Origin of the sequence: Nostoc sp. NMS7 (genome assembly GCF_017115085.1) — a bacterium.
Lineage (GTDB): Bacteria > Cyanobacteriota > Cyanobacteriia > Cyanobacteriales > Nostocaceae > Nostoc.
In genome coordinates this window covers 16488-36545 of the sequence record NZ_JABXKJ010000262.1, presented here as the reverse complement: position 1 = coordinate 36545, position 20058 = coordinate 16488, and the positions used below count along the sequence as shown (strand labels likewise).

The following is a 20058-nucleotide window of genomic DNA, read 5'->3' as shown; positions in this document are numbered from 1 at the left end:
CGGGGATCTTGTGCGATCGCGGCCACTTCAAATCCAGAGAGTTCATAATCGTATTAGTGGGAGTTGAATTACAGAAAAAGGTTTCGTTCCACAGCAATTTTATTGAGGAAAATCATCAAAAATGTTACTGCATTTAAGTACTTGGCAAGAAGTCGAAGCTTATTTACAGCAGTCAAAGGGGATTATTTTCCCTATTGGTTCCACAGAACAACATGGGCCAACGGGGTTAATTGGCACTGATGCCATTTGTGCAGAAGCGATCGCTGGTGGTGTCGGTGATGCAACCCAAGCGATCGTTGGCCCTACAATCAATGTGGGCATGGCACTGCATCATACTTCCTTTCCTGGCACAATCAGTCTGCGTCCCAGCACTTTAATTCAAGTAGTGCGAGATTATGTAACTTGTTTAGCCAAAGCTGGTTTTAGCAAGTTCTACTTTATTAACGGACACGGTGGAAACATCGCCACTCTCAAAGCTGCTTTCTCAGAAACTTATGCTCATTTAGAAGATTTGCAGATTGTCAATGCTCAACAGGTACAATGTCAAGTGGCAAACTGGTTTATGTGCGGTTCTGTATATAAGCTAGCTAAAGAATTATATGGGGATCAAGAAGGTTCTCATGCAACCCCAAGTGAAATAGCCCTGACGCAGTACGTTTATCCAGAGGCGATTAAGCAAGCACCGCTTTCAGCAGAAGTTGCAAGCGGACACAGGATTTATAGTGCGGCTGACTTTCGAGTGCGTTATCCAGATGGACGCATGGGATCAAATCCGGCTTTAGCAACACCTGAACACGGTAAACAATTTTATGATTTGGCGGTGAAAGAACTTAGCAATGGATATTTGGAATTTGTGAACGCAGAATAAAACCATGCAAACGCATTGTAGAGATGCGAGTAAAATTGCGTCTCTGCATAAAATCTTTTGAGAATATAGCCCTACTAAATTATTCCTGAATAACGAGATCCCCGACTTCTTAAAGAAGTCGGGGATCTGAATCTTGTAATTTTCACAAATCAAATAGGATTGCTATAGTTATTTGATAAGTCGTAAAATGACGCAATAGAATAGATTAATTTTCTAAACAGAAAATTGCAGTTGAGAAAGACATCATGATTAACGAGTACGAAAACACTTTAACTGATTTAATCAAACTCTTAGAATCATCTCGTCGTGCTGCTGCTCGTTCAGTCAATGCAATCATGACAGCTACTTACTGGGAAATTGGGCGACGGATTGTAGAACTTGAACAGCGTGGAGAGAAGCGAGCAGAATATGGAGCAGCAGTCATAAAAAGGCTTTCAGAAGACTTAACAGCCAGATTTAGCAAAGGTTTTTCTGAGCGTAATTTAGAGTTAATGCGTCGTTTTTATCTGGAATGGCAAATTTCGCAAACACTGTCTGCGGAATCTAATTTATCTACTTTAGCTCAAAAATTTCCTTTGCCGTGGTCACATTATGTTCGTCTTCTTTCAGTTCAGGACTTGAAAGCGAGAGAATTTTATGAAACGGAAGCACTACGCGCAGGTTGGAGCGAAAGACAACTAAAAAGACAGATAGAAAGTAAATTTTATGAGCGAGTAGCCCTGTCACAAAATAAAACTGCGTTGCTGAAGAAAGGTGAAGAAAAGCAGGTAGAAGATATCTTAACTCCTGAACAAGAAGTTAAAGATTCATTTGTCTTAGAATTTTTAGGATTGAAAGATGAATATTCAGAAAGTGATTTAGAACAAGCATTAATCGATAAGCTGGAATACTTTCTCTTAGAATTGGGAAGTGAATTTGCTTTTGTAGCTCGTCAAAAACGTTTGCGCGTTGGCGATGAATGGTACAGGGTCGATTTATTATTTTTTCATCGTGTGCTGAGATGTCTGATAGTAATTGATTTGAAGCTGGGAAAATTAACGCCTGCTGATACTGGACAAATGAATTTTTATGTGAATTATGCTAAAGAACATTGGATATATCCTGGAGAAAATCCTCCTGTTGGGTTGATATTGTGCAGTGAAAAAGATGAAGCTGTTGCACATTATGCATTAGAAAACTTACCCAATATTTTAGCTAGAGAATATCAACTAAAACTACCAGATGGAGAAAAGCTGGCAGCACAGATAGAAGAAGCCAGAAAGTCTATAGAAGAAATGTAAGTTGTCAGCCGGGTTTTGAAGCCCAAGTTTCGAGTTCTGAAGGTGAAAGTTGAGGGTTGGAAGGCGATCGCTTTTCCTTCGGCTCAAACCTGTCAACAACTGACAACTCTTCCTGAATAACACGAGCAATACTACAGGTATGGGAGAGAATACGACTTATGGCATTAACCATCTCCAAATGAATGGAACTGGCATTAAGACTCACAGAATCTCCTGAACTCAGATGCTGGAGATGCCGGAGATAAATTTCCCGCTTAATTTGGTTGAGCGACTGGCGCTGGGACAAGACTGCATCTGCGATAGTTGGGTCTTGTGCTGCCAGCCCTGTCAGTGTTTGTTGCAGCAGTGCCAGCACATCGCCGTGATAAGCAACAATGTCGTTCCACTCTTGCGGAGAAAAAGCAATTTGCTTGCGTCGTTTGCGTCTAGCTAATCGCATGATTTGTCGATCAATGATGTCCCCAATTGCCTCTAACTCCGTACTGATATGAAGCAATGTTAACTCCCGTTGCGACTGTTCCTCCGTCAGCAATTCCTCATCGAGTTGAATTAGGTAATGCTTGATAGCAGTTTCCAGATCGTCAAGCTGGTTATCGAGTGCCCCAATTTGTTTAGGCAAATCTTTCACTCCCTCTTCAAACGCCTGAATACTAAGCTGTAGCATCTCTGTTGCCAAATCTGCCATCCGCAGAATTTCACGCATTGCTTGACCGAGTGCGATGGCGGGTAATGTCAATGCATTGGGATCAAGATAGCGCACACTCAGTTTCTTTTCTGCCTCCGGTTCTGGTAACAGTCTGGTAGCGAAGTTTGCAAGTGAATTTGCTAGTGGGACAAAAACGATCGCCAAAATCAAGTTGAATCCCAGGTGTGCCAATGCTACTTGTGTTGATGGATTGGGCAGCAGACGAGTCAATAATACCGCCAAGGGATTCAGCAATACCAATACCAATACACCCCCAGCCAGCCTGGTGCCAACATAGATGAATCCTAGTCGGCGTGCAACGACGCTGCCTTGGTTGAATGCAGTGAGTAAAGGCATCAGTGTTGTGCCGATATTGGCACCCAGTGTTACTGCCAGAGCAGCTTCCAGTGGCAGGGCATGTGCCCCAGCTAGCACCATTACGATTCCAATCGCCGCGATGCTGGAGACAAACACAGCTGCCAGCAGCACCCCTAGTAGTATCAACACCACAGGAGACTGGGAAAGTACCTTCATAATCTCATTCGTAATGGAACTATCAGCAATGGAGGCACTACTGGCGTCAATCATCGCCAAACCCTGCAACACCAATCCAAAACTGAATACGCCACGCCCAAGATCCCGCAGAGCCTTGCGTCGGCTCAACAAAGCAAATGCTGCCGCTAAACCCAGGAACTCTTGTGCATAGTCAGTGATGTGGAAAGCCAGCAGTTGTACTACCAATGTAGAACCAACAGCAGATCCCTGTAGGATGATCGCTGCTGTTGCTAATGGCACTAACTGGGTGCTGACTAGTCCCACCATCACCGAGGCAGTTGCTGTGGAGCTTTGGGTTAGCATCGTGACGATTATACCTAACACAAAAGCTACCATTGGCCGCTTCGCCAACGTCATCATCGTCAGCCGCAGACGTGAACCCAATACCCGCTCCATTGCATCGGTAAGTTGTTTCACACCATAGAGAAGCAGGGTCGAACCCCCAATTAACAGTATGAGAATTTGTGTAGGGTCGTGAGTCTTGAGCATCAGCACACTTACCTTGTCAAGGTTCAAAAACAGACAAAAAATTGATTAACTTCCCGTATTTTAATAGTAATTTAAGAATAAGTTAAAAGAAAGTTAAATGAACCTAGTACGGTGTATTCAATGAAGATTCCAAATACAGAATTCTAATTAAAATAAATATTCTAAAACTTACGTATTGACAGAAAAGCTTTTCAAGGCTTTTAGCTAGATTTCAACTACCTTTTTGCCATGCCTGCGGCGGGATTGGGGGCGGCGATCGGCTGTGTTTTATGGCAAATGGGATTATTAGGAGGGTTGTTTTAATTGTGGCGATCGCTTGTCCCTAAGACCGCGATAAAATTTTCAAGCACAACAGCGCACTCCATACCAATGCAAATTAACTGGCAAACTGCCAAAACTTACGAAGATATTCTGTATCAAAAAAACGATGGCATTGCGAAAATCACCATCAACCGCCCCCACAAACGTAATGCCTTTCGTCCCAAAACTGTCTTTGAACTCTACGATGCTTTCTCTAATGCTCGTGAAGATACTACTATTGGTGTTGTCTTATTTACGGGTTATGGCCCACACACTGATGGCAAATATGCTTTCTGTTCTGGTGGCGATCAAAGTGTGCGGGGACATGGGGGTTATGTGGATGATACTGGCATCCCCCGCTTGAATGTCCTAGACTTACAACGCCTGATTCGTTCCATGCCGAAAGTGGTGATTGCCTTAGTGGCTGGATATGCGATCGGTGGTGGACATGTCCTACACTTGATTTGCGACCTTACCATCGCTGCCGATAACGCCATTTTCGGACAGACTGGCCCCAAAGTCGGCAGTTTCGACGGTGGTTTTGGAGCCAGCTATCTCGCCCGCATCGTCGGACAAAAAAAAGCCAGAGAAATTTGGTTTCTCTGCCGCCAATATGATGCACAACAAGCTCTAGAAATGGGCTTAATTAATTGCGTCGTCCCAGTGGAACAACTAGAAGCCGAAGGTATTCAATGGGCGCAGGAGATTTTAGAAAAAAGTCCGATCGCAATTCGGTGTCTCAAAGCCGCCTTCAATGCTGATTGTGACGGACAAGCTGGTTTACAAGAACTCGCTGGCAATGCCACCCTACTCTATTACATGACAGAAGAGGGGTCTGAAGGCAAGCAAGCCTTTCTCGAAAAGCGCCCACCAGATTTTCGCTCTTTTCCTTGGTTGCCTTAGAATTACAAAAATCGCACCTGACTAAAGGGTGCGATTTTTGTAATTCAGGACTTACGCAAAAAAGTTCCGAAGTAGCGGTAATACCCTGCAGGAAGCTAAAGCTACATGAATTACCCTACGACAAATCAGGTTTTGGAGATAATTTTGCGTAAGTCCTATAAACGTCAACTTTTACAGTACGAAAAATCTTAAAAAAAATCTTATTTTAAGCAGACTACAAACTCAGTCCAGTAATAATGGATGACTAAATAACCCCTACTTTAGTCTTTACCTGTTCAAAGATAGAGGGAATTGTTTCCTCTACAGGGGCAGCATTGTCTAAATCTGAGGCTAGAGATTGAGAAGATGTTAAAACTGGGGCTGCGTCTGGCAAAATCCAGGCATCTTCCAAAGTTTCCCAAGAAGGTGCAAAAGGTGGGAGTGCCAAAGAGCAAGCTTTCCAACTTGCTTTAACTGGTGCCCCCAACTGCTGGCACATTCCGCCACGGCGACCCTCTGGCTGGTAATGACGGCAATATCTACAGGCAGATGCTAAAAATTTGATGGGTTTCATTTGGATTTATCTTTAGTGTCGTTTCCGGCTGAATTTCATCCTTATATTTTGCTTCTATATATAAATACGGATAAAAGCCAAAAAGCCATTATTTTGTATAGGTTTCAGCGATCCCAAGGAAAAAATAAACTTTAGGATATTTTTATAATCTTGTCATATATTTAAATAATCCTTAGAGTGGCTACATATATATTTCGGCTAAAAAATATTAGGGATCAAGACTAAAACAAAAGCTTTTGATTTATCCAGCCTTTTAAATTAAGGCAGAGAGTTTAAGATAAATAGTCTGCTTTGCATACGACATTCAGTATAATCTCGCAGTAAAATATCTTTTTTATCAAGAATTAGAACTATTTTATATGATAGGAGCAAGTTACTTTGTAGCGTCATAGTTTGATCAAGGCGGAATTTGTCAACACCACAACGACAGAAGATTTTGAGGTAAACAAGTGTCTGAGCGAATAGAGGGGTAGAGGGTAATGCCTCATGACTTTTTTCTAGAGCGACTGGACACTATCCGAAGCTGATATACCTATAAGAGAAAGATATTATTATCCTGCGCGATCGCCATCATATAGATGAAGATGGTGTAATCACCGGGCTTGTAACAGATGAGTTAGGAATTCGCGGTTATTACCAAGAGTGGAAGCGACTGATGAAAGCTAATTTCAAACTAACCGCACTCTTGAGTTGAACATGATTAGGCAATCCAAATGAAAAAACCTGGATTTATTGAGCGTCATCACCTGTGGACAGAAATCCAAAAAGAAGCAGCTGAAAAGATCAAGGCTGTTATCAAAGAACGGGATCTATTGTTGATTCGTACCGCTTGGTCAGACCAGCATGGCATTGTTCGCAGTAAGTCGCTCTTACCCCAAGCGTTTTTAAGCGCCTTAGAAAACGGTATGCAAATCAGCACAGGGACATTCCTGTTTGATACTGGTGGTGCAATAGTATTTAACCCCTTCGTTCCCGGTGGGAGCTTAGATATGTCTGAGATGACAGGTGCGCCAAATCTTGTGGCTGTTCCTGACCCTCATACCTTCAAAATTGTGCCTTGGGCAAAACGCACTGGCTTTATCCTCTGTGACGAGTACTTTCAAAATGGCCAGGTAATGCCCTTTTCCAGTCGCGGTATTTTGCGCCAATCATTGGTAGAGTTACATCAAAGAGGGTTGGAGCATATTGTCGGCTTAGAAGTTGAGTGGTATTTGGCAAAGTTGTCAGATCCGATGTTAGCGATCGCTGATGTTGGGACTTCTGGAAAACCTGGTGAACCTGCCAAAGTTAGTGCTGTAGAGCATAGCTTCCAATACCTTTTAGAATCTCACAATCCAGAGATTCACGACTTACTGCGCGTTTTGGCAGAAAACTTAGTTGAAATGGAATTGCCTTTAAGGAGTGTGGAAAACGAAGGAGGTGCCGGTCAATTTGAATTTACCTTTGACCCAATTCCGGCATTGCAAGCTGCGGATACAATGATCATATTCCGAATGGCGACGAAGCAAATCTGCCGTCAACAAGGTTACATCGCATCGTTTATGTGTCGTCCAGGACTGCAAGGTTGTTCTTCTAATGGCTGGCATTTGCACCAATCGCTTGTATACCGAGCCACAGGCGTGAACGCTTTCATGCCTGTAAACACCAAAACCCTAATGTCAGATTTAGGTAAACACTTCGTTGGTGGTCTTCTCAAACACGCCAATGCTGCTTCTGTGTTCACAACCCCGACAATTAACGGCTACAAAAGATTTAGACCTTATTCCCTGGCACCTGACCGTGCTGGGTGGGGGTTGGAAAACCGAGGGGCAATGATTAGATTACAAGGCGGTTTTGATGATCCCACAACCCACATTGAAAACCGAGTTGGAGAACCAGCAGCCAATCCCTATCTGTATATGGCATCGCAATTGATTTCTGGGTTAGATGGTGTAGATCATAAACTTGACCCTGGCTCGCCAACAGAGTCACCTTACACTACAGAAAGTCCGACCTTACCTAAAAGTTTGCCAGAGGCGATTTCATCTTTGAGCCAAAGCGAACTTTTTTCTCAAAAAATGGGGCAGCAGTTCATAAACTTCATCATTAAGATGAAACAGAGTGAAATTAATCGCTTTTTGCAGTCCGTCGCTGATCAGCCACCAGAAGACTATTTATTGCAGGTGACTAACTGGGAGCAAAAAGAATATTTTGAATTATTGTGAGTTGAGTTTATGGAGTGCGGAATGCGGGTTCCAAGATCCGAAACGGAGAGAGATTTTCCAGACCCATGAAAAGTCAGGGGGATTTGTGGGTTTCAAAGCCAATTACCGATCGCAATCATTGGCGCCCAATATACTGGATTATCATACTTGATATTTATACCTTCAGATGACGGTAATTTCTTAGCATTAATCATTCTAATTTGGGCTTTTTGCAGTGCTTCTGCAATACTCATACCTGCGTTGCGGTAGTTGGTGTAAAATGTTTTGACTAGTTCGGCTGTCGATGCATCTGTGACACTCCACAAAGATGCGATCGCACTTTTAACGCCAACTTGTAATGCAACTCCAGCTAATCCTAGTGTGGCCCGGTCGTCGCCAACTGCGGTTTCACACGCTGTAAGTACGAGAAGTTCGACGCTATCTAATTTGCTGTTGAGGTTTTGCAGTGAGTTTTCTAATTGATTGATGGTAAGTTTTTGGTTTTTACCTGTGACAATGAAGGTGTCTTCGGGAATGATGCCAAATTGAGCGTGACTAGCTATATGGACAATGGGGTATGTTGTTTTCTCAAGTTTTTGTTTAAAACTTTCCGGGACAAAGTTATCGTCGATCAGGTCGGTATAATTGGGAAATAGACTTTTAATTGCACTGACTTCTTCGGGAACTGAAAAAAGCTTACCAAAAGACTTTCCATCAATTGTGGCTTGTTGTGTCAAACCCAAAATTAACGCCTTTTGCGTACTGCGATCGCCTACTTTTGGTGTGGTAAGTCGTAAACTAGGAGTTGTGGCAATTGCGTAGGTTTCAACTAAGTATTTTTGTTGTTGGCGATCGTAAAGTGCTGCCATTGGCACACTACGCAAAAACCCATCCTGAATAAACACAAGGGTTTTAACTGTCTCAGGTTTAATATTTTCAGCAAAGGGGCGAATTATCCAATCATAAAGCTCTGCCGCAGTCGTTGTATCGTAGTTAACTTCTTCTTCTCCTCTAATTAATCCACTACGAAACTCGGCAATTTTTTTCTGTAGCCGATCGCTGCTAACTATCTTACTTGTACCTTTTTGATTGGGGTCTTCAATCCACTTAAATTTGGTTGTCTGATTGGGTAATTGGAATAATATCCCGGTTTTGCCATCTAAAATTATCGAACTCAAAAACCCAGTATTCTTAAACGCTGCACTATTATCTTCGAGAAGTTCCCCCACCTGTTTGGGATTCAACCCACTCAAAATGCAATCATTACCAAAATAATTCTGTAATTCTGCGAGTTTCAATGCATCAATGGTTTCGACTACTTGCGATAATTCCTTCGCCCGTCCTTTATCTGCAATTGCCCCAACTTCCAACAGATCGAGCCGCGATCGCGCCAATGTGCGGTACAATGGTCGAACAACATCGCGGAAGTCAAACTGGACATCACGTTCTGCGGTCAAAATATCCTGCCGAATATCTTCCAAGATTTCAAATGCTCTTTGATAAGATGCGATCGCTTCTTCTTTGCGATTTTCATGATCTAAAATCCGTCCAGCTTGCCACTCCCACAAATACAAGCTATCTTTTGCACTCAAGTTTTTATCTGCGGCAATAATTGCAGCTTGGGTATATTTTAATGCTTGTTTACTATCTTGATGGCATTCCCAAAAATGTCCTAAAGCACCATTAGCATAAGATTGGAGACGATTGTCTTGTAAGTTATTACTAATTAATACTGAGCTTTTCAGCAAATTTAATGCTTCGTTATCCGATGAAAGCATCTGAGTTTAACAGTAGGTAAAAGGCGAAGTTCCTTGAGAATGGCGCTGCAAGTATGCTAAATCAATTGCCCCATAGACTTTTGTTGCTGAATCGGCTAAATCTTCGAGAAGCTTCAAAGCATCTTGATGGGCATTATTAAAAGTTTCATCGCTGATAACTTTCGTCTGATTTGTCTGGGAACCCAACTGAATTAAATTTAATAATCCCCGCATCTCTGCTAAAGGTTGTTTTTGGTTGTGGGCAAGTTTGATACTATTCTGAAAATATTCGCGGGCTTGGTTGTAATCTGCCGCCGATTTATTAATAAATTCCTTTTCTTTGCTAAAAATACCAGCTTGGTTTGCAGAATTTGCTTGTAACTCATACAATTGAGCGCGACTTCTGTAAGCATTACCCAAACTATTTAACACCAAAAAGTCATATTCTGGCGAGACTTGTTGCGTGGCGTCTAAATATTTAATTGCTTGGTCATAATTTCCGATTAACCGATATGCCTCACCGAGAATTCCCAAAGCCGCAATCTTACCGCGTTTGTCGTTGTGTTTGGCGGCGATTTGTTCGGCACTTTCGGGAGTGCATTCTATTTGCTGACTCCCTTGATTTTCTGAGATTTTCGACTTTTCTACCAGTTGACCACATAAAAGTGCGATCGCTTTGCGAGGTTGTCCCAAATTGCTGTAAACTTGGGCGAGTTCTGACTGCATTCGTCCGACTTCCCGGAAATTTTCCACAGCAGTATAGTCACGAATTGCCGCCGATAACGACTCAATAGCTTCTTTGTTTTGTCCTAGTTGTTGGTAGACACGCCCCAAATTTTCATTGACAACCGCCGCATCTGACGGATTATTTTTATACTGATTTAATGCCTCTTGCCAGTGTTTTACCGCATTGGGAAAATTTCCGGCATTATAGTCTTTAATTCCTTGCTCAACGAGTAAACTAGCATTTGGAGTTTGTGCGGATACGACTTGTCCAAAGAATAAACAGATTAGGAGAGTTGCTAAAAATAATACTTTGATAAATCGATGACGATTTAGCTTTTGGTGTTGCTGGGTAAAGAGATGAATTAGCATCTTGCCAAGATTTCCAACCTTCAGCAAGATGTGCATCCGCCGAGGCACAGAGAGTAATATCTTTTTAATTTTGGTTTTCATATTGAAAATGCGATAAACTTATTCTTATTCAAATTAATTAAAACCTCACCCCCAGCCCCTCTCGTTATTAAGGAGAGGGGAGATAAAGCACAGCTTTATCGGGGTGAGGTTAAGCCCATTGGTGTCAACTTAAGGTTAAAAGGGCGGTTATAAACCGCGCGCCAGGTGCTTCTCCCAGGGGGAGACGCTGCGCGAACAAGTCGGCGGAGCCGCCCAACGCACTGGCTTGTCTACACAGGCAAAACCCACCTTTCCTGCGGAACGCCAAGGGCGAACGTGGGTTAAAAATCCGTGATTTTGTATTAGTCCACGGAGGTGGACTTTGTTTGTGTAGCCGCGAATTCTATTCGCCATTGCTCTAAGTTGACTAGATTAGGAAACGCTATAACTTTTATTGTTTAAATTACCATAAATCAGCAGAACAAACTTAAAGTTTCAAAAGTGTGCAGTTTTGTGCAATTTACCTAAGCTGCTATCTGCTGGTATTATTGAATGATCATCTAACCTGGACTTCTCACAACTGATAAAAAACATTTGCATAAGCAATATCGTGGATTTGATTTTAATCAGGACTTACGCAAACAATAGCTGAAATCCTGATTTTTAGGTAGGGGCAATTCATGTAGCTTTAGCTGACCGCAGGGTATTGCCCCTACCGCGTGTAGTTTTGCGTAAGTCCTATTAATTTCTTCAAGGTAAATTACTTATGAATCAAGTACATCACTCGGAAAAAGCCAGTATTAAAAGTATTATTTATTTATTATGCCTCGTATCCACTGCATTCAGGCTTTATTCACCAGCCCAGGCACAAATTATACCCGATAATACATTGGGTGCAGAAGCTTCTCAACTCAAGCAAAATGTGTTAATTAATGGCGCACTGGGCGACAAAATAGAGGGTGGTGCAGCACGAGGAAGCAATCTTTTTCATAGTTTCAGTGAGTTCAATATCCCAGATGGGCAACGAGTGTATTTTGCCAATCCCATTGGGATAGAAAATATATTGACGCGGGTAACGGGTAGAAATGCGTCAAATATTTTCGGGACATTGGGAGTTGCTGGTGCAGCAAATTTGTTTTTGATTAATCCCAATGGGATTTTATTTGGGCAGAATGCGCGGTTAGATGTGCAGGGGAGTTTTGTCGGGACAACAGCCAATGGAGTGCAGTTTGGGAATCAAGGATTGTTTAGTGCGACAAATCCGCAAGCGCCGCCATTATTGACTATTCAGCCTTCGGCGTTGTGGTTTAATCAGCTTAATCAAAATGCAGCGATTCAAAATAACTCAGTTGCAGCAGCAGGAATAGATTCATCGGGGGTTAGTCGGTTTGGCTTAAGAGTACCTGATGGTAAAAGTTTGCTGCTAGTGGGCGGTAATGTCAGCATAGATGGTGGAGAGTTATTTGCTAATGGTGGACGAGTTGAGTTAGGAGGGTTAGCAGCACCTGGAAATGTCAATCTTCTTTTTAATGGGGATAATCTCAGCTTGAAATTTCCTCTTAATGTGACTCGTGCTTCGGTATCCCTGACTAATAAAGCAGGTGTATATGTAACTGGGGCTGGTGGCGGTAATATTGCAGTCAATGCCCGAAATGTAGAGATATTAGGTGGAAGTGTCCTTTCTGCTGGTATAGGGCAAGGTTTGGGGAAACCTGAGACTGTTGCTGGGGATATTACGCTTAATGCTACCGGGGAAATCAAAGTTGCTGGTGGGAGCATAGTTCGCAATCTTGTGCGCTTGGGGTCACAAGGTAATGGTGGTAACATTACTATCGATTCTGGTTCTTTCTCATTACGAGATGGCGCTAAACTTAATGCCTCAACTTTTGGACAAGGAAATGCAGGGAATGTGACAGTGATTGCAAAAAATGCTGTTTCCCTTGCAGGTCAAGCAACTGACATCTTCAGTAATGTGGAAACGGGAGGTGTAGGCAACAGTGGAGGTATCAACATCAGAGGTAGTTCCCTTTCCCTCACTGATGGCGCTCAACTGCAAAGTGGAATTCGTGGAGCAGATACCAACCAAGTTGCAGGAAAGGGGAATGGGGGAAGTGTCGATATTAATGTCACTGGTGCAGTAACTATCACTGGAACAAAAAACGATTTTCCCAGTGCAATTTTCACCGATGTGGAAACGGGAGCAAGAGGTAATGGGGGAAATATCAACATTTCCAGTGGCTCGTTCTTCCTAACTGATGGCGGTAAACTGATTGCTAACACTGGTGGGCAAGGTTTAGATTCACCTAGGAGTCAGGCAGGAAATATTACCCTCAATACCACAGGAAAAGTAGAAGTTGCGGGGGCAGACAGTGGTATCCGCAGTACTTTGCTCACGGGAGGAGTTGGCAATGGCGGTAACATTTTTATCGATTCTGGTTCATTCTCATTACGAGATGGCGCTCAACTTAATGCCTCAACTTCAGGAGTGGGAAATGCAGGGAATGTGACAGTGGGTGCAAAAAATGCTATTTCCCTTGCAAATAGTAACAATTTTAGCACCGTGGAAGCAGGAGGCGTAGGTAAAGGAGGCAGTATCGACATCAATGCAGCAACCCTGTCACTCACTGATGGCGCTCAACTGCTAACCATTACTCGTGGCGCATCTGCTACCCAGCCAGCAGGAAGAGGGGATGCGGGGAATGTGAATGTGAAAGTTATAGGTGCTGTTGATATTGCTGGGGAGAAAAACGGTTTTCCCAGTGGGATTCGCAGCTTGGTGGGCACAGGGGCTGTTGGAAATGGAGGTAACATTTTTATTGATTCTGGTGACTTCTCATTACGAGATGGCGCTCAACTTAATGCCTCAACTTCAGGAGTGGGAAATGCAGGGAATATTGCAATTAATTTAACTGACAACCTGAATTTAGAAAATAACTCTCAAATTAATACAGCTACTTATGGACAAGGAAATGCAGGCAATATTTTTATAGATGCAAAAAATTCTATTTTCCTTGCAAACAATAGCTTTATCAACAGTAGTGTAGGTTCTGGAGGTGTAGGTAAAGGTGGTGATATTGATGTCAACACTCGGACTCTGGCTTTAGAAAGTGGTTCTCAACTTGGCACGGCTGTTTTTAGACAATTTGGAAATATTCCTGGTGGTAGGGGAAAATCAGGCGAGCTTCGCATTAATGCTGCTGATTCTGTGACGTTATCAGGTAGTGGTTTACTGGGATTTTCCAGTGGTTTAATCACCCTAACTGAAAGAGGAGCGTCAGGGGATGCTGGTGACATTACAGTTACTACAGGTAATTTTCGAGTAGTAGATGGTGCAGTTGCCACAGCCAGCACTTTTAATGACAGTAAACGTGGTGACATTACCATAAACGCCAACACTTTTGAAGCTATTAACGGCGGACAAGTAATTACAAATACCCGTGGTGCTGGAAATGCAGGCAATATCAGACTCAATGTTAAAGATAACATCACCATTGCTGGTAGTGACCCAAATTTTGCTCAACGACTAACCCGCACTGCCGAAGGAATCAAAAGTATTGGCTCAACAGACCGAGTAACTGATGTTATTGATAACGAAGGAGCCGCAAGTGGAATCTTCGCTAATACTATTGCTGGCTCTACTGGACAAGGAGGCAGCATCTTTATTGACCCTGCCAGCTTTATTATTAGAGATGGTGCGAAAGTATCAGTAAATAGTGCGGGTACTGGCAATGCAGGTAATATCACGGTAAAAACAGGGACTCTCACTCTTGATAATCAAGCCTCAATTTCTGCTCAAACCGCCAGCAGCCAAGGTGGAAATATTAACATTAACGCTGAAGATTATTTACTCATGCATCACGGTAGCCAAATTTCCACTACCGCAGGCACAGCCCAAGCAGGTGGCGATGGCGGTAACATCAATATCAACTCCAGATTTATCATTGCTATCCCCGAAGAAAACAGCGATATCAGCGCTAACGCCTTCACCGGAACTGGTGGAAACATTCAAATTAACTCGCAAGGTATCTTTGGTATCGAGTCGCGTCCAAAACTAACCAATAAAAGCGATATCACAGCAAGTTCGGAATTAGGCGTTTCCGGTGTAACAAATATCAATGCACCCGATAACAGTTCTATTCAAAATAGCTTCACCCAATTATCACCAAACGTCATCGATACTAATGCACTCATTGCCAATAGTTGCATTTCACGCGGCACTAAGCGACAAGAAAACTCTTTTACCATTACAGGTTCCGGCGCTTTACGCAATAGTCCTGAAGATGGATTAGTTTCAACTTACACAACTGGAGAGGTGAGAGGTGTTGAACCAACATCGCGGACTTGGAAAAAAGGCGACCCAATAATTGAACCACAAGGATTATATCGATTACCTAATGGGCAATTAATCTTAAGTCGAAGTTGTTCAATTTGACACTCCCCTGTGTTATCTACGGTGTACACACAAGTCATGGAATTACCCAAAAATCTTGAAAAACCTCAAAGATTGGTTCTGCTACGCTTTCGCCTGTCCCTCTCCGTGGGTTCGGAGAGGGAAAGATTTACCTTTGGTAAAGGGAGGGTGAGGTTTTGATTTGTGGGTTGTAGAGTCAAAATCAACTTGTGGCTGACAATGGGGTAGTTGGAGGTGTAGAAGTTCGTATTCCTCTGGCATCGAATGTGGAAACACTACAGCTAATACCATTTTGGTATTGCGTGCAGACTACGTTGTACCATTAATGGGAACAAGCGATCGCGGTAATTCACTGCAAGACAATGGCTTTAATTTTTCAGTGCTATATCAGCCGTTTTGATTTCTTCAAGCCGTACACTCGTGACTGTAATTCAGGCAGAGATCGTTGAAGCAGGAATCACGCGACTTTTAGTGGTGTTTACTTATGAGCCAATATATTCTCAGTAGTCTCACAGATAATCAAGAACTTAAATTTTCTGAAGAAGCAGAGGTTTTCGTTTTTCCGACTTCTTTCGCCCAGCAGCGATTGTGGTTTATCGACCAGTTAGCACCGGGAAATCCATTTTACAACGTGTCAACAGCACTTCGCCTGACAGGTTCTCTCAACTTCACCGCCTTAAAGCAGACATTCACCGAAATTGTCCGTCGCCACGAAACCTTACGCACTACGTTTGCGATCGTAGAGCAGCAACCAGTGCAAGCGATTCCTGCGGAAAGCGGCGCTAACGAACCCAGCTTAAGCATACCTCTTCCCCTAATAGATTTACGCAATTTCGAGAGCCAAGAACGCGACATACAAATGCAGCAAATCGTAACCGCAGAGGCTCAACATCCTTTCAATCTCACCACCGGGCCATTGCTGCGAGTAAAGTTGCTACAACTAGATGAAGCAGAATATATGCTGCTGCTAAATCTACATCACATTGTTGCCGATGGCTGGTCAATTGGAGTACTAATTAGAGAACTGGGGATATTATACAAAACCTTTGCAGAGGATAAGCCACATCTGATTTCTACGCATCTGCCAGAACTACCCATTCAATATGCAGATTTCGCAGAATGGCAACGGGAGTGGCTGCAAGGATTGGCGGCAAACGGCACCTCGCCCTTACAAACCCAGTTAGCTTATTGGCAAAAGCAATTAGACGGGATTTCAGTACTGAATCTCCCCACCGACCGACTCAGACCAGCAGTTCCTACCTACAGGGGTGCAAAACAATTTCTAGAGCTACCACACTTCTTAACTCAAGCGCTAGAGGCACTTAGCTATCAAGAAGGCGTTACCTTGTTCATGACAATGCTTGCAGCGTTTCAGACTTTGCTCTATCGCTACACGCAGCAAGAGGATATTACAGTAGGTTCACCTATTGCTAATCGCAATCGTAGCGAATTAGAGGGGTTAATTGGTTTTTTTGTCAATAGCTTGGTGCTACGTACAGATTTCTCCGGGAACCCGACGTTTCGAGAATTATTAAATCGAGTCCGAGAAGTAACTTTAGGAGCATACAGCCATCAGGACTTGCCTTTTGAAAAGCTGGTGGAGGAACTGCACCCAGAGCGAGATTTGAGCTATCATCCTTTTTTTCAGGTTGTATTTAGCCTCCAAAACACTCCCATTGAAACGTTAGAGTTACCTGGGTTAACGCTTTCGGTATTTGAGTTCGACACTAAAACCGCAAAGCTTGATTTAGAGTTCCATCTTTGGCAGGATTTGGATAGTTTGAAAGGACAAATGGTTTATAGCACCGATTTATTTGATGACACAACCATTACCCGGATGCTGGGGCATTTCCAAACGCTGCTAGAAAGCATTGTTGGCAATTCAGAACTGCGTCTTTCAGATTTGTCTTTCCTGACTGAAGAAGAACGACAAGAGTTATTAATTGATTGGAATGACACTAAAAGAGACTACCCAGAAAATAAGTGTTTTCATCAGTTATTTGAAGCGCAGGTAGAGAAAACTCCCGATGCAAACGCGCTAATATTTGGCGATGAACAACTCAGCTACAAAGAGTTAAATATACGCAGCAATCAACTTGCACATTATCTTAAAAAAATAGGTGTAGAAAATGAATCTTTAGTTGGTGTTTGTGTAGAGCGTTCGTCGTTCGCGCAGCGTCTCGTTGGCGCAGCCTCTCGTAGAGAAGAGAAGACGTTGCCGAAGGCATCGCTAGAGATGATCATCGCACTATTAGGCATCTTCAAAGCGGGTGGAGCATACCTACCTTTAGATCCGAGCCTACCTCAAGAGCGTCTTAACTTCATGCTAGAAGATGCACAAGTTTCAGTCTTGCTCACACAAGAAAAGTTGCTCAAGCATTTTGATGACTTCTCGAATCCAATTATTTGCATAGATAAAGATTGGGCAACTATTACACAACACAGCCAAGAAAACCCAACCAATTGTGTAACATCTGACAACCTAGCTTATGTTATCTATACCTCTGGCTCAACAGGAAAGCCTAAAGGCGTTTTGCTCCAGCATCGAGGATTATCCAACTTAGCAAAAGCTCAGATTGAGGTTTTCAACTTACAATCGAGTCACCGCATTCTGCAATTCGCATCATTAAGTTTTGATGCCTCTATTTTTGAGATTGTCATGGCACTGCAAACCGGAGCAACTCTTTATTTAGCAAACAAAGAATCTCTTCTCCCCGGACAATCTTTGCTGCAATTATTGCGCGAAAAAGCTATTACTCACGTCACCCTTCCGCCAGCAGTATTAGCAGTCCTACCTACAGAATCACTTCCGGCATTGCAAACTATTATTTGTGCCGGTGAATCTTGCACCGATGATATTGTAAAACGTTGGTGGAGTTCTAGCCGGAGGTTTTTTAACGCTTACGGGCCTACAGAAGCAACGGTTTGGTCAACCGTTGCCGAAATTAGTTCTCTGAGTGAAAAACCGCCTATTGGTCGCCCTATTGCTAACACTCAAATTTATATATTAGATAAGTATTTACAACCTTTACCAATTGGAATTACTGGCGAATTATATATATGTGGTGAAGGATTGGCACAAGGCTATATTAACCGTCCAGAATTAACTACTGAAAACTTTATTCCCAATCCTTTTAATCATCAAAAGGGAGCGCGACTTTACAAGACGGGTGATTTAGCTCGGTATCGACCAGACGGTAATATTGAATTTTTAGGACGGATCGATAATCAAGTAAAAATTCGGGGATTCCGCATTGAGTTGTCAGAAATTGAAACAGTGCTAAGTCAGTATGAAAATGTGCAAAAAGCAGTAGTAATTGCTAAAGAGAACGTATCTGGTGATAAGTACTTGCTCGCTTATATTGTTCTGAATGTAGAGATGCCACGGCAGTCGCTACAACGGGGAGCCACTGCGTTGGACGGGTTCCCCGGCTTGAAGCAAGTGGCGTGGGAACCCCCGCAACGCGCTGCCTCAAATTTGGCATCTCTACTACGTAAATTCTTAAAAGAAAAATTACCAGAATACATGGTGCCAAAAGCTTTTGTAATGCTGGATTCTCTGCCGCTAACAACTAGTGGTAAAGTGGATCGTTGGGCACTAACAGAACTTGATAGTCCGGCTAGCCGCTCAATAGATAAAGCATTTATCGCTCCTCGGACTCCAACCGAGTTAACCTTGGCACAAATTTGGGTTGAAGTCCTTAATGTTGAGCGTGTGGGTATTCAGGATAACTTCTTCGACTTGGGCGGAGATTCGCTGTTAACTGTACGTCTGTTGAAGCAGATAAACAAGCAGTTTGAGTACGAATTGCCGCTATCTAGCTTATTTTTAAATCCAACAATTGAAAGTTTAGCAACTTCTCTATCCTCAGAAACAGATTCTCTCCCGTGGTCGCCCTTGGTTCCAATTCAGCCTGCTGGTTCAAATCCAACTTTCTTCTGCGTCCATCCAATTTTTGGGGTTGTCTTTCCTTATTACCAATTAGCTAATCATTTGGGGAAAAATCAACCATTTTATGGGCTACAACCTATTGGACTTGACGGAAAAACTCCTCCACTAACTAACATTGAGGATATGGCTACCCACTACATTGAAGCATTGCGGAGAGTGCAGCCCAAAGGCCCTTATTTTTTGGGAGGTTGGTCTTTTGGAGGTTGGGTTGCTTTTGAAATGGCTCAACAACTCCAAAAGTCTGGGGAAGAAGTGGCTCTACTTGCTGTGCTTGATACTTTAGCACCAATTCCGGGGAATATACCTTCTTTGGGTAATGGTTTTAAGTTTATGCTGACTACAGTGGCACGATATATATGGCCTTTTTTCCTCGATTATTTATATCTAATTATTGCGATCGCTAAGAATCGAATTAACAATTTAACTAATTTTAATAAAATTGGGTGGCTCCCAAAAAATCTCTTCTCCAACTTCATCCTCAAAGAGGATGCCACAGTTAAGGTTATATCTGAAAAATCCAAGTTAAGACTTTTAAGCGAGTTAGCAATTCATCCAATGCTTCGTGTTTTCTATGCCAATAGCCAAGCAGTTCTCAACTACGTTCCCCAAACTTACCCTAAAGGAATTAATCTTTTCCGAACAAAGGTTCAATCAAGCATTGCCAACGAAGATGCGAGTATGGGTTGGGATCAGGTAATTGTGGGAGGAACAGAAATTCATCATATTCCTGGGAATCACCTAACTATGCTGAGAAAACCCCATATTCAAGTTCTCGCCGCACAGCTAAGAGCCTGTATTGAGAAAGCGCAAACTTTAAAATAAGGATCAATATAGCGGTTCTCGATTGAGTAAGCTACAAGAACCCTACCCCCAACCCGCTAAGAGCAAGCGAGGAGGGGACTATGATGTACCTTAGCGACTGACAAATAAAAAAATATCCAATTATTTATTGTGGGGTGGGCGTCTCGCCCGCCCAGTAACCAAAGGCGGGCGAGACGCCCACCCC

The 20058-nt window shown here is 42.9% G+C and carries 12 protein-coding genes and 1 pseudogene; 7 read left to right on the top strand and 6 right to left on the bottom strand.

What is annotated here, in order from left to right:
• Positions 1–121: 121 nt before the first annotated feature.
• Positions 122–868, top strand: coding sequence for a creatininase family protein (locus HWQ38_RS38220; protein WP_292805059.1), 747 nt, complete (start codon positions 122–124; stop codon positions 866–868).
• 245 nt (positions 869–1113) lie between these two features.
• On the top strand, positions 1114–2148 hold the full coding sequence (locus tag HWQ38_RS38215) for a PDDEXK nuclease domain-containing protein (RefSeq protein ID WP_292805056.1): 1035 nt from the start codon (positions 1114–1116) through the stop codon (positions 2146–2148).
• A 4-nt stretch (positions 2149–2152) separates the two neighbouring features.
• Here the strand turns inward: HWQ38_RS38215 and HWQ38_RS38210 are convergent, their stop codons facing one another.
• On the bottom strand, positions 2153–3877 hold the full coding sequence (locus HWQ38_RS38210) for a Na/Pi cotransporter family protein (protein ID WP_292805053.1): 1725 nt from the start codon (positions 3875–3877) through the stop codon (positions 2153–2155).
• A 369-nt stretch (positions 3878–4246) separates the two neighbouring features.
• Here HWQ38_RS38210 and menB point away from each other — a divergent pair, with 369 nt between their 5' ends.
• The gene (gene menB / locus HWQ38_RS38205; RefSeq protein ID WP_292805050.1) at positions 4247–5080 is read left to right on the top strand and encodes a 1,4-dihydroxy-2-naphthoyl-CoA synthase; all 834 of its coding nucleotides are present in this window, start codon (positions 4247–4249) and stop codon (positions 5078–5080) included.
• Between the two features lie 244 nt (positions 5081–5324).
• On the opposite strand, the gene HWQ38_RS38200 is transcribed toward menB, so the two are convergent.
• On the bottom strand, positions 5325–5633 hold the full coding sequence (locus tag HWQ38_RS38200; protein WP_292805047.1) for a hypothetical protein: 309 nt from the start codon (positions 5631–5633) through the stop codon (positions 5325–5327).
• 713 nt (positions 5634–6346) lie between these two features.
• Here HWQ38_RS38200 and HWQ38_RS38195 point away from each other — a divergent pair.
• Positions 6347–7837 carry a glutamine synthetase family protein gene (locus tag HWQ38_RS38195; RefSeq protein ID WP_292805044.1) on the top strand — a complete coding sequence of 497 codons (1491 nt, stop codon included), beginning with the start codon at positions 6347–6349 and terminating at the stop codon, positions 7835–7837.
• Positions 7838–7929: 92 nt separating this feature from the next.
• Here the strand turns inward: HWQ38_RS38195 and HWQ38_RS40720 are convergent, their stop codons facing one another.
• The 3 genes from HWQ38_RS40720 to HWQ38_RS38185 all read right to left on the bottom strand — a co-directional run bounded on the left by HWQ38_RS40720 (position 7930) and on the right by HWQ38_RS38185 (position 11103).
• Entirely contained in the window at positions 7930–9594 is a 1665-nt protein-coding gene (locus HWQ38_RS40720) for a CHAT domain-containing protein (RefSeq protein WP_366933399.1), read from the bottom strand.
• A gap of 6 nt (positions 9595–9600) precedes the next feature.
• The gene (locus tag HWQ38_RS40715) at positions 9601–10749 is read right to left on the bottom strand and encodes a tetratricopeptide repeat protein (RefSeq protein WP_366933398.1); all 1149 of its coding nucleotides are present in this window, start codon (positions 10747–10749) and stop codon (positions 9601–9603) included.
• A gap of 147 nt (positions 10750–10896) precedes the next feature.
• Positions 10897–11103, bottom strand: coding sequence for a hypothetical protein (locus tag HWQ38_RS38185; protein ID WP_292805041.1), 207 nt, complete (start codon positions 11101–11103; stop codon positions 10897–10899).
• 352 nt (positions 11104–11455) lie between these two features.
• Here HWQ38_RS38185 and HWQ38_RS38180 point away from each other — a divergent pair, with 352 nt between their 5' ends.
• The gene (locus HWQ38_RS38180) at positions 11456–15121 is read left to right on the top strand and encodes a filamentous hemagglutinin N-terminal domain-containing protein (RefSeq protein WP_292805038.1); all 3666 of its coding nucleotides are present in this window, start codon (positions 11456–11458) and stop codon (positions 15119–15121) included.
• Positions 15122–15202: 81 nt separating this feature from the next.
• Here HWQ38_RS38180 and HWQ38_RS38175 read toward each other — a convergent pair whose 3' ends face one another.
• Positions 15203–15391, bottom strand: coding sequence for a hypothetical protein (locus tag HWQ38_RS38175; RefSeq protein WP_292805085.1), 189 nt, complete (start codon positions 15389–15391; stop codon positions 15203–15205).
• On the opposite strand from HWQ38_RS38175, the pseudogene HWQ38_RS38170 reads away from it, so the two are divergent.
• Both HWQ38_RS38170 and HWQ38_RS38165 read left to right on the top strand, forming a co-directional pair.
• Positions 15298–15500 (top strand): annotated as a pseudogene (locus HWQ38_RS38170) (ShlB/FhaC/HecB family hemolysin secretion/activation protein); the annotation flags it as partial. The gene HWQ38_RS38175 and the pseudogene HWQ38_RS38170 sit on opposite strands and share 94 nt — an antisense overlap.
• An 84-nt stretch (positions 15501–15584) precedes the next feature.
• Positions 15585–19874 (top strand): amino acid adenylation domain-containing protein, encoded by a 4290-nt coding sequence (locus tag HWQ38_RS38165; RefSeq protein WP_292805035.1) that lies wholly within the window; start codon positions 15585–15587, stop codon positions 19872–19874.
• Positions 19875–20058 lie beyond the last annotated feature (184 nt).

What these genes read in the sequence shown, in the direction of transcription:
- HWQ38_RS38220 (WP_292805059.1), top strand. Translation starts at nt 122, where the DNA reads ATGTTACTGCATTTAAGTACTTGGCAAGAAGTCGAAGCTTATTTACAG.
- HWQ38_RS38215 (WP_292805056.1), top strand. Translation starts at nt 1,114, where the DNA reads ATGATTAACGAGTACGAAAACACTTTAACTGATTTAATCAAACTCTTA.
- HWQ38_RS38210 (WP_292805053.1), bottom strand. Translation starts at nt 3,877, where the DNA reads ATGCTCAAGACTCACGACCCTACACAAATTCTCATACTGTTAATTGGG.
- menB (WP_292805050.1), top strand. Translation starts at nt 4,247, where the DNA reads ATGCAAATTAACTGGCAAACTGCCAAAACTTACGAAGATATTCTGTAT.
- HWQ38_RS38200 (WP_292805047.1), bottom strand. Translation starts at nt 5,633, where the DNA reads ATGAAACCCATCAAATTTTTAGCATCTGCCTGTAGATATTGCCGTCAT.
- HWQ38_RS38195 (WP_292805044.1), top strand. Translation starts at nt 6,347, where the DNA reads ATGAAAAAACCTGGATTTATTGAGCGTCATCACCTGTGGACAGAAATC.
- HWQ38_RS40720 (WP_366933399.1), bottom strand. Translation starts at nt 9,594, where the DNA reads ATGCTTTCATCGGATAACGAAGCATTAAATTTGCTGAAAAGCTCAGTA.
- HWQ38_RS40715 (WP_366933398.1), bottom strand. Translation starts at nt 10,749, where the DNA reads ATGAAAACCAAAATTAAAAAGATATTACTCTCTGTGCCTCGGCGGATG.
- HWQ38_RS38185 (WP_292805041.1), bottom strand. Translation starts at nt 11,103, where the DNA reads ATGGCGAATAGAATTCGCGGCTACACAAACAAAGTCCACCTCCGTGGA.
- HWQ38_RS38180 (WP_292805038.1), top strand. Translation starts at nt 11,456, where the DNA reads ATGAATCAAGTACATCACTCGGAAAAAGCCAGTATTAAAAGTATTATT.
- HWQ38_RS38175 (WP_292805085.1), bottom strand. Translation starts at nt 15,391, where the DNA reads ATGGTATTAGCTGTAGTGTTTCCACATTCGATGCCAGAGGAATACGAA.
- HWQ38_RS38165 (WP_292805035.1), top strand. Translation starts at nt 15,585, where the DNA reads ATGAGCCAATATATTCTCAGTAGTCTCACAGATAATCAAGAACTTAAA.